Here is an 8,869-nt window from a genome sequence, read left to right as displayed (position 1 = left end):
ATCAGGCCGACGCCGGCCTCGACCAGCCCGATCGGCGCTTCGAGCGCGAACACGCGGTGCGCGACGTGCATCGCGAACTCGCAGCCGCCGCCGAGCGCGAGGCCGTCGATCGCCGCGACCACCGGCACGCGCGCGTACTTCAGGCGCAGCGCCGTGCGCTGGAAAAACGCGACGATGTCGTCGAGCCGCTGCGGATCACCACCGTCCTCGACGGCCATGACCTCGGCGCGCATCTGCCGGAGATCCGCCCCGACCGCGAACGGCGGCCGCTGCCACAGCACCAGGCCATCGAGCTGCGCCTCGGCGAGATCGAGCGCGGCGTGGATCGCGGCGAGCACCGGCTCGGTCAGCGCGTGCATCTTCGACGTGAACGACAGCACGCCGATGCGCGCATCGATGTCCGGCCGCCGCCACAGGCGTGCGCCGGCGTTCTCGAACAGCGTCTCGCCGGCCTCGGGCGCGGCCTCGCCGAGCAGGCGCTCCGGGCAGAGCTGGCGGGCGTAGACCGCCAGCGTCGAACGCGGCACGAAGCTCCCGCGGCGCGGCGAATACGAACCTGCCGGCGTGTGCACGCCTTCGAGCGCCGGCACCCAGGCCGGCAGCGGCGCGTCCGACAGGGTTCGCCCGGCGACGCGATCGGCCTCGATCGCCTCGGCGACCGCGCGCCAGCCGGCCGCCTGCCAGGTCTCGAACGGCCCGAGCGCCCAGCCGAAGCCCCAGCGCAGCGCGCAGTCGATGTCGCGGGCGCTGTCGGCGATGTCGGCCAGATGCACGGCGCAGTAATGGAACAGGTCGCGGAAGATCGCCCACAGAAACCGCGCCTGCGGATGCGCGCTGGCCCGCAGCGCCGCGAAACGCGCCACCGGATCGCGCCCGGCGAGGATGGCTGCGACCTCGGCGGCGACCGTGCCGCGGCTGTCGCGGTAGTCCGCACTCGCCGGATCGAGCACGCGGATGGTCCTGCCGTCCTTGCGGTAGATGCCGGCGCCGGTCTTCTGGCCGAGCGCGCCGCGGGCGATCAGCGCCTGCAGCCAGTCGGGCAGCGTGAAGCTCGCCCGCCACGGATCCTCCGGCAGCGTCGAGCGCAGCGTGTCGACGACGTGCGCGAGCGTGTCGAGCCCGACCACATCGGCGGTGCGGTACGTCGCGCTCTTCGGCCGGCCGATCGCCGGTCCGGTCAGCGCATCGACCTCATCGAGCCCGAGCCCGAAGGTCTGCGTGTGCTGCAGCACCGCCAGCATCGAGAACACGCCGACGCGGTTGGCGATGAAGTTCGGCGTATCGGGCGCGCGCAGCACGTGCTTGCCGAGCCAGCTCGTCAGCCAGGTTTCGAGCGCATCGAGCAGTTGCGGGTCGGTGTCCGGATGCCGGATCAGCTCGACCAGCGGCAGGTAGCGCGGCGGATTGAAGAAGTGCATGCCGCAGAAGCGCGCGCGCAGCCCCGCCGGCAGCGCCGCTGCCAGCGTCGCGATCGACAGCCCCGAGGTGTTCGACGCGAACACCGCATCGGCCCGCAGATGCGGCGCGACCTGCGCGTACAGCGCCGTCTTCCATTCGAGCTTCTCGGCGATCGCCTCGATGACCAGATCGCAGTCGCCGAGGCGCGCGAGATCGTGCGCGTAGCTCGCCGGCTCGATGTGCGCCGCGCGCCCGGGGGTGGCGAGCGGCGCCGGTTCCAGCCGGCCGAGCCTCGCGATCGCCGCGCGCGCGATGCCCTCGGGCGGGCCGTCGCTGGCGGCGAGGTCGTACAGCAGCACCGGCACGTCGGCATTGGCGAGGTGCGCAGCGATCTGCGCCCCCATGACGCCGGCCCCGAGCACGGCGGCACGGCGGATGGTCAGGCGGGGGGTATCGGTCATGCGGCTTGGCCCTGCGGCGCGATCAGCGCGCCCTGCGCCGGCAAGCGTAGTCGCGCCGGCCGGCGGCTTCTTCAGGGGACGGCCACGCGCGCATCGACCCAGACGGCAATGATGCGCAGCGCCGCGTCGGCCTCGTGCTGGCTGTCCGGCAGCCGGCGCGCCCCGCCTGGCAGGCCGCTCTGCACGCGCAGATCATCGGTGTCGAGGTTGCGCCAGCGCGTCGCGGCCAGCGGCTCGAACAGCGCGGTACAGGCGCGCAGGCCGGCGGCGTAATACAGATGCCGGATGCCGGCCATCTGCAGCGCCGCGACGCACAGCGCGCAGGGCTCGCAGCTGGTGTACAGCTCGCAGTCGCCGAGATCGAGCCGCCCGAGCCGCCGGCAGGCGTCGCGCAGAGCCTCGATCTCGCCGTGCGCGGTCGGATCGAGCCGCGCGAGGGCATGGTTCAGGCCCTCGCCGACGATCTCGCCGTGCCGGACGACGACGGCACCGAAGGGCTGCGTGCCGGGGGTGTCGAGGCTTGTTGCACTCAGGGCCAGCGCGCGCTGCATGAACTTCGGGTCGTAGGGCATGGTTTGCGCCTCCGCAGAGCAGATATGTCGCCAGCCGGCACTCATGCCCCGCCGCGGAAGCACGAGTAGCCCCAGGGCGTGCACTTGAACGGCAGGTGGTAGTGGGCCCCGGGATCGGCGAGGCCGAAATCGAAGACGACCACGTCGAGAAACGGCGGCTGCGGCAGGACGCTGCCGGCCTGCCGGTACCAGTGCGCGACGTGGAAGCGCACCTGCACGCGACCGGGCGCGAAGCGCCGGGCGAGGCGTTCGTCCTCCAGCAGGCCGCTGGCCGAGACCGGACCGTCGGCGAGCGGCTGCAGGCAGCCCTCGCCTTCGGCGTAGCGGACTTCGACGCGCATGCCCTGCGCAACCCGCCCGCCGGCGACATCGACGACATGGATCGAAAGACCGGGCATCGTGGCCGTCCCCCCTGCTCAGCGCATCTGCCGGGTCAGCCCGGCCGTGCGTTCGGCGATCACCATCAGCGTCAGCGTCAGCAGCACGATCAGGCCCGAGGCCGCGGCGGTGCGCACGTCGAGGTTGTTCTCGATCTGCTGCCACAGGTGGATCGGCAGCACCTCGGTGCGCTCGTCGGCGAGAAAGAGCGACACCGGCACGTTGTCGAACGAGGCCATGAACGCGAGGAAGGCTCCGGCCCCGATGCCCCGGGCGATCAGCGGCAGCGTCACGCGCCGGAACGTCGTCCATTCGCTGGCACCGAGGCTGCGCGAGGCGTCGAGCAGCGAGGGTTCGAGCTGCGTCAGGGCCGCGATCGTCGTGCGCAGCACGAACGGCGTGCAGACGATCACGTGCCCGAGCACCAGCAGCGGCAGGTCCGGCCGCAGCCCGAGCCGGTGGATGAAGATCAGCGCCGCGAAGCCGAAGGCGAGCGCCGGCAGCAGCAGCGGCGACATGAACAGCACGTCGCAGGCGCGCACCCACGGGCTCTTGCTGCGCGCGATCGCGATCGCCGCCGGCGTGCCGAGCAGCACGCACAGCACGGTCGTCCAGAGCGCGACCACGAGGCTGTTCCAGGCCGCGGCCTGCATCTGGTCGGCATCGAGCAGCGCGGCGTACCAGCGCAGCGAGAAGCCTTCGGGCGGAAAGCGCAGCGATTCGGTGGCCGTGAACGAGGTCAGCAGGATCACCAGCGTCGGCGCGACCAGGAACACCAGCGCCAGCGCCGCGAGCACGCCGAACACGCATCTCAGCGACCAGGCCTCGAACGACGGGGCGGCCCGGCGCGGCAGCGGCGGCGCCGGCAGGACGAGGGTTTGCTCAGACATGCTTTTCGTACCTCCGGCCGAAACCGTTCAGCAGCACCACGACCAGCAGCACCGCGATCATGAACACCACCGACACCGCCGCCGCAAACGGCCAGTCGTTGGCACCGACCGCCTGCTGGTAGATGAACAGCGGCAGGTACAGCAGGCGCGCGCCGCCGATCAGCGTCTGCGTGACGAAGGCGGTGATGCTGGCGGCGAAGCTCAGGATGCAGCCGGCGATGATGCCGGGCATGACCAGCGGCAGCGTCACGCGCCAGAGCGTGCGCCATTCCCCGGCCCCGAGCGCACGCGAGGCATCGGCGAGGTTCGGGTCGAGGCGCGACAGCACGGTCAGGATCGGCAGCACCATCAGCGGCATCTGCACCTGCGCGAGCACCAGCACGACGCCGGCCTCGGAATACAGCAGCTTCAGCGGCGCATCGATCAGCCCGAGCCCGAGCAGGATCTGGTTCAGCAGGCCCTGGCGCCCGAGGATCACGATCCACGAGAAGGTGCGCACGACGACGCTGGTCAGGATCGGCAGCACCACGAGGAAGATCAGCACGCTCTGCCAGCGCGCCCCGGCCCGCGCGCAGACCCACGCGACCGGGAAGCCGAACAGCAGGCATACGAGCGTCGCCTCGGCGCCGAGCAGCAGCGTCGAGCCGAGGACCGACAGGTTGAAGCGATCGCCGAGGAAGCGCGCGTACTGCGCGAGCGTGAGGCCGGCGCTGCCGTCATCGCCGGCAGCGAGCGACAGCATCAGCAGCACGCACAGCGGCGCGACGAAGCCGGCGGCGAACAGCGCCGTCAGCGGCAGGGTCAGCGGGGCGCGGGGCGCGGCCATGCTCAGACCCGGATCTCGCGGTTGAAGCGTTCGATCAGCGCGCTGCGCTGCTCGGTCAGCACCGCCCAGTCGACGCCACGCAGCGCCGCGAGCGCGTCCTGCGTCTTCGCGACCGACTGCGTCACGGCGCCGGCGAGCGCCACCTTGCCGTTGGTCGGGATCACGTCGTACGGCGGCTGCATCATCGCCGCCTGCACGAGCGGATCGAGGTGGGTGTCGATGTACTGCACGGCCAGCTCCGGCACCGTCGTGCCGGCGACCACGTGCAGGCTCGTGTGCCAGGCGACCGCGCCGGTCTCGGGCACGACGAACTCGACCGGCACGCCCTTGGCCTTCAGCGTCTGCACGAAGTTGAAGTTGTACGGCGCGATGTCGATCTGCTCCTGCTGCCACAGCGTCGCGAACGCGCCGAGGTTCGCCGCCACCGCGCCGAGCGCGGGCAGCAGCTCGCGCAATGCCCTGAACGCCGGTTCGAAGTCGCTGCTGCTGCCACCGCGCAGCCGGTTCAGCTCGGCGAGGAAGGCCAGCCCCAGCTGGCTGTTGAGCGCCGTCATGCCGACGCGGCCCCTGTACTGCGGATCCCAGAGATCGTCCCAGCGCTTCGGCGGGGTTTTGATCCGCTCCGGGTTGTAGGCAAGGCCGATGACCTGCATCGAGACCTTCGGCCCCCAGCGGTCCTGATACACCGGCAGCAGCTCGGCGTAGTGCGGCGACTGCGCGGCCGGGTATTCGGCGATCAGGCCCTGGCGCACGGCATCGAGCACCTGCGGCGGATCGAAGATCGCCACGTCGAACGGCGGCGTCTGGCCCTTCGCGGCCGCGAGGCGCGCGACCTGGTCGGTGCCGAGGATGATCGACTGCGTGACGCCCGCATCGACGCGCTTCTGGAAGGCCGGCTTCAGCACGTTGCGGTGCGCCTCGCTCCAGGTGCCGGGATAGGTCGCCGCCACCAGCTTGCCGGCCTCGGCACGCGCCCGGCCCGCCGGCAGCAGCGCGCCCAGCGCCAGGGCACCGCCGGCCATCAGCAGTTCGCGTCGGGTCATCAGGAATCGCTCATTCATCGTCTGCTGCCTCGGTATCAGGAAGGGAAAGCGGGCGGAAACCGCCCGTCGCGGCACGTCGTCAGGGAGGGTTCATGCCCGCTTCCGGCGCGGGCGATGCCGCCGGGCCGGGGGAGCCGGAAATGGCTGCGGACGGCAGGGCGGCGCCCTCAGGCCGGAAACGCCCGGTAGCCGGCCGATGGCTGCGGGGCGGCCCAGACCTGCGCCCCGGCCGGAAGCAGTGCCTCGCCGCGCTGACGCGGCACGCTGACCTTCAGCGCCGCGCCGCCCTCGAGCGCGAGGTCGTAGACGACGAGCGCACCGAGCGGCAGCGCCGTCTGCACCGCGCCGGGCAGCGCATCGGCGCCCGGTGCCTCGGCGTGCAGGTGCAGGTGCTCGGGGCGGATGCTGACGCGCACCGCGCTGCCGGCCGTCAGCGGCGCATCGCTGGCGACCCGGATGCGCCGGCCGCCGGCCAGCGCCACGACCGGGCTGCCGTCGGCATCGGCCGTGCTGACCGTGCCGTCGAGCACGTTGGTCGAGCCGACGAACTGGTTCACGAACAGCGTCGCGGGCCGGTCGTAGATATCGGTCGGCGAGGCGATCTGCTCGACGCGGCCGCGGCTCATGACCGCGACGCGATCGGCCATCGACAGCGCCTCCTCCTGGTCGTGGGTCACGAGCACGGTGGTGATGCCGTACTCGCGCTGCAGGCGCTTGACCTCGATCTGCATGTCGAGGCGCAGATTCTTGTCGAGCGCCCCGAAGGGCTCGTCGAGCAGCAGGATTTTCGGATCAACGGCAAGGCAGCGCGCGAGCGCCACGCGCTGCTGCTGGCCGCCCGAAAGCTGGCGCGGGAAGCGCCCGGCGAACTCGCTCATGTGCACGAGCGCGAGCATCTCGTCGACGCGCGCATCGCGCTTCGCCTTCGCCACGCCCTGCACTTCGAGGCCGTAGGCGATGTTCTGGCGGATGCTCAGGTGCGGGAACAGCGCGTAGTTCTGGAACACGATGCCGACGCCGCGCCGGCTCGGCGACAGGTGATCGACCGGCTCGCCGTCGAACAGCACCCGGCCCTCGGTCTGGCGCATGAAGCCGGAGATGATCCGCAGCAGCGTCGACTTGCCGCAGCCCGAAGGCCCGAGCAGCGCCACCAGTTCGCCGGCACCGATGCGCAGGTTGATGTCACGCACCGCCACGAAGTCGTGGAAGCGCTGGGTGATGGCTTCGAGCTGCAGCTCGTGTCCGCGTTGTCCGCTCATGGCGATCAGCTCCCCCGGTAGGTGGTGTAACTGGCAGGCGTGCACAGCAGCGGCACGTGGTAGTGCAGGGCCGCATCGGAGACGACGAAACGCACCGGCACCGTGTCGAGGAAACCGCCGTCGTGACCGCGGCTGCGGAAGTAGTCGCCGATGCGGAATTCGATCTGGTAGGTGCCGGCCCGCATCGCGTCGTCGCAGAGCAGCAGCGGGCAGCGGCCCTCGGCATCGGTCTCGAAGCCGCCGAGCCGGCGCCAACCTCCGGCGTGCTGCACCGACAGCGTCAGCGCCACGCCGGCGGCCGGCAGGCCGGCGACCGCGTCGAGCACATGCGTGCTCAGCCAGCCCGGCGCGATCCCGAAGCGCTGCGCCAGCCGCCCGCGCACGACCTCGGCCACCTGCGTGAGCGCGACCCCGGCCTCGGTGGCCGCGGCGTTCGCGAGCCGGCGTTCGCCCTCGGCGAAGATCGAGGCGAGATCCGCGTGCAGGCGCACGGCCGTGATGAACGGAAAGCCGAAACGCTCGCGGTAGGCGGTGTTCAGCGCCCTCAGGCGGGCGTGCTCGGCCGCACTGAGGCGGTCGAGGCCGAGGCGCGACTGCTCGCGGTTCGAATCCGCGGTCAGCGTGCCCTCGCCCGCCTCGCGCCCGGCCAGTTCCGGATGACGCTGCAGCAGCGCGGTGCGCGTGTCGGCATCGCTGGCGCGCAGCACACCGGCGAGCGCCGCGTGCAGTGCCCACACCGACGCGAACGGCCGCAGCGCGGCGACGCGGCGCACGACCCACGGGGAGTGTTCGACGACCTCGCCGAGGGCCGCGACGAAGGCGTCCTCCGGGCAGGCATTCAGGGCTTCGAGCTGGGCGGCCGCGTCGCGGTCCGGAATCGGAATGTCCACCGTGCGCCTCGTCTGTTGCAGTGCGACAGGCGCAACTCTGGCGCTCGGCGGGCATTGCCGTCCATCTGATAATAAGCAAGGCTGCGTTCGATAAATTCGAACGGGAGGACGCGATGCCCCAGTCCCTGCTGCCGAAGATGCTGCGCTATGCCGAGGTCGTCGCCCGTGCCGGTTCGGTGCAGGCCGCCGCGCGCGTGCTGAACCTGTCGGCCTCGGCGATCGACCGCCAGATCCTGCTGCTGGAGGATCTGCTCGGCGCCCCGCTGTTCGAGCGCCAGCCCGACGGCATGCGCCTCAGTGCCGCCGGCGAGCTGGTGGTGACGCTGGCGAAGCGCTGGCAGCACGATGCCAGCCGGCTGCTGACCGACATCCGCCAGCTGCAGGGCATCAATCAGGGCAGCCTGCGGCTCGCGGCGATGGACAGCCACGCCAACGGCCTGATGCCGGTGTTCCTCGAACGCCTGCACCGCGAGCATCCGCGCATCCGGCTGGAGATCGACATCGTCAGCCCCGATCAGGCCGAGGCCGCGCTGATCGCCGGCACGACCGACCTCGCGATCGCGTTCAACCTGAAGGCCGGTCGCGACCTGCACCTGGTCATGCAGGCCGAACTGCCGCTCGGCTGCGTCGTCGCGCCCGGCCACCCGCTCGCCGGCCAGCCCGACACCAGCCTGAAGGCGGTCTCCGGATATCCGATCGTCTCGCAGAACCGCTCGCTGACGATCCGCCGCTACCTGGAGAGCCGCCACGGCTGGCTGTTCGCCGAACGCGAGGCCCCGGTGCAGACCAACTCGCTGCAGCTGGTCAAGCACCTCGCCGCCGCCGGCAGCCACGTCGCGCTGACCTCGGAACTCGACGCCGCTCCCGAAATCCTCGCCGGGCGTCTGTGCTTCATCCCGCTGACCGACCGCAACGTGCAGCCGCAGACGGTCGCGATCGCAATCAGCGCCCGCCGGCCCTTGCCGCGCATCGGACGGCTGGTGGCGGATTTGCTGGCGGAGGAATTGCGGGGCTGTCTGGAGGCCGTGCGGCAACGGCGTGCGGCCGGCAGCGGCGGCTGAGCGGGGCCGGCGCTGATTTGCGGCCCATGAAAAAGCCGCCGGTCCCCTGCGGGGAACCGGCGGCTCTTGCCAGTCAATGGCGGAGAAGGAG

General features: G+C 71.6%; 9 protein-coding genes. 1 reads left to right on the top strand and 8 read right to left on the bottom strand.

Annotated features, from left to right (window positions below):
- From PKE44_RS10940 to uraD, 8 genes are all read right to left on the bottom strand, one after another.
- Nucleotides 1–1,859: 3-hydroxyacyl-CoA dehydrogenase/enoyl-CoA hydratase family protein (locus PKE44_RS10940; protein WP_324551015.1), on the bottom strand; the 1,859-nt coding region annotated here is incomplete at its 3' end.
- Nucleotides 1,860–1,930: 71 nt separating this feature from the next.
- Complete coding sequence (locus tag PKE44_RS10935) at nt 1,931–2,431, bottom strand: nucleoside deaminase (RefSeq protein ID WP_324551013.1); 501 nt, start codon at nt 2,429–2,431, stop codon at nt 1,931–1,933.
- Between the two features lie 41 nt (nt 2,432–2,472).
- Nucleotides 2,473–2,829, bottom strand: coding sequence for a hydroxyisourate hydrolase (locus PKE44_RS10930; protein WP_324551011.1), 357 nt, complete (start codon nt 2,827–2,829; stop codon nt 2,473–2,475).
- Between the two features lie 18 nt (nt 2,830–2,847).
- Entirely contained in the window at nt 2,848–3,699 is an 852-nt protein-coding gene (locus PKE44_RS10925) for an ABC transporter permease (RefSeq protein ID WP_324551007.1), read from the bottom strand.
- Nucleotides 3,692–4,525, bottom strand: a complete 834-nt coding sequence (locus PKE44_RS10920; RefSeq protein WP_324551005.1) for an ABC transporter permease — start codon at nt 4,523–4,525, stop codon at nt 3,692–3,694. The genes PKE44_RS10925 and PKE44_RS10920 overlap by 8 nt, the downstream gene beginning before the upstream one ends.
- Nucleotides 4,526–4,527: 2 nt before the next feature.
- On the bottom strand, nt 4,528–5,586 hold the full coding sequence (locus PKE44_RS10915; protein WP_324551003.1) for an extracellular solute-binding protein: 1,059 nt from the start codon (nt 5,584–5,586) through the stop codon (nt 4,528–4,530).
- A 149-nt stretch (nt 5,587–5,735) separates the two neighbouring features.
- Entirely contained in the window at nt 5,736–6,827 is a 1,092-nt protein-coding gene (locus tag PKE44_RS10910) for an ABC transporter ATP-binding protein (protein WP_324551001.1), read from the bottom strand.
- Between the two features lie 5 nt (nt 6,828–6,832).
- Entirely contained in the window at nt 6,833–7,717 is an 885-nt protein-coding gene (uraD, locus tag PKE44_RS10905; RefSeq protein WP_324550999.1) for a 2-oxo-4-hydroxy-4-carboxy-5-ureidoimidazoline decarboxylase, read from the bottom strand.
- Nucleotides 7,718–7,830: 113 nt separating this feature from the next.
- Between uraD and PKE44_RS10900 the strand changes: the two genes are divergently transcribed.
- On the top strand, nt 7,831–8,778 hold the full coding sequence (locus PKE44_RS10900; protein WP_324550997.1) for a LysR family transcriptional regulator: 948 nt from the start codon (nt 7,831–7,833) through the stop codon (nt 8,776–8,778).
- Nucleotides 8,779–8,869: the final 91 nt, after the last annotated feature.

The sequence above is a fragment of the Plasticicumulans sp. genome, assembly GCF_035331805.1.
GTDB lineage: Bacteria > Pseudomonadota > Gammaproteobacteria > Competibacterales > Competibacteraceae > Plasticicumulans.
This window is presented reverse-complemented; position numbering and strand designations above follow the sequence as displayed.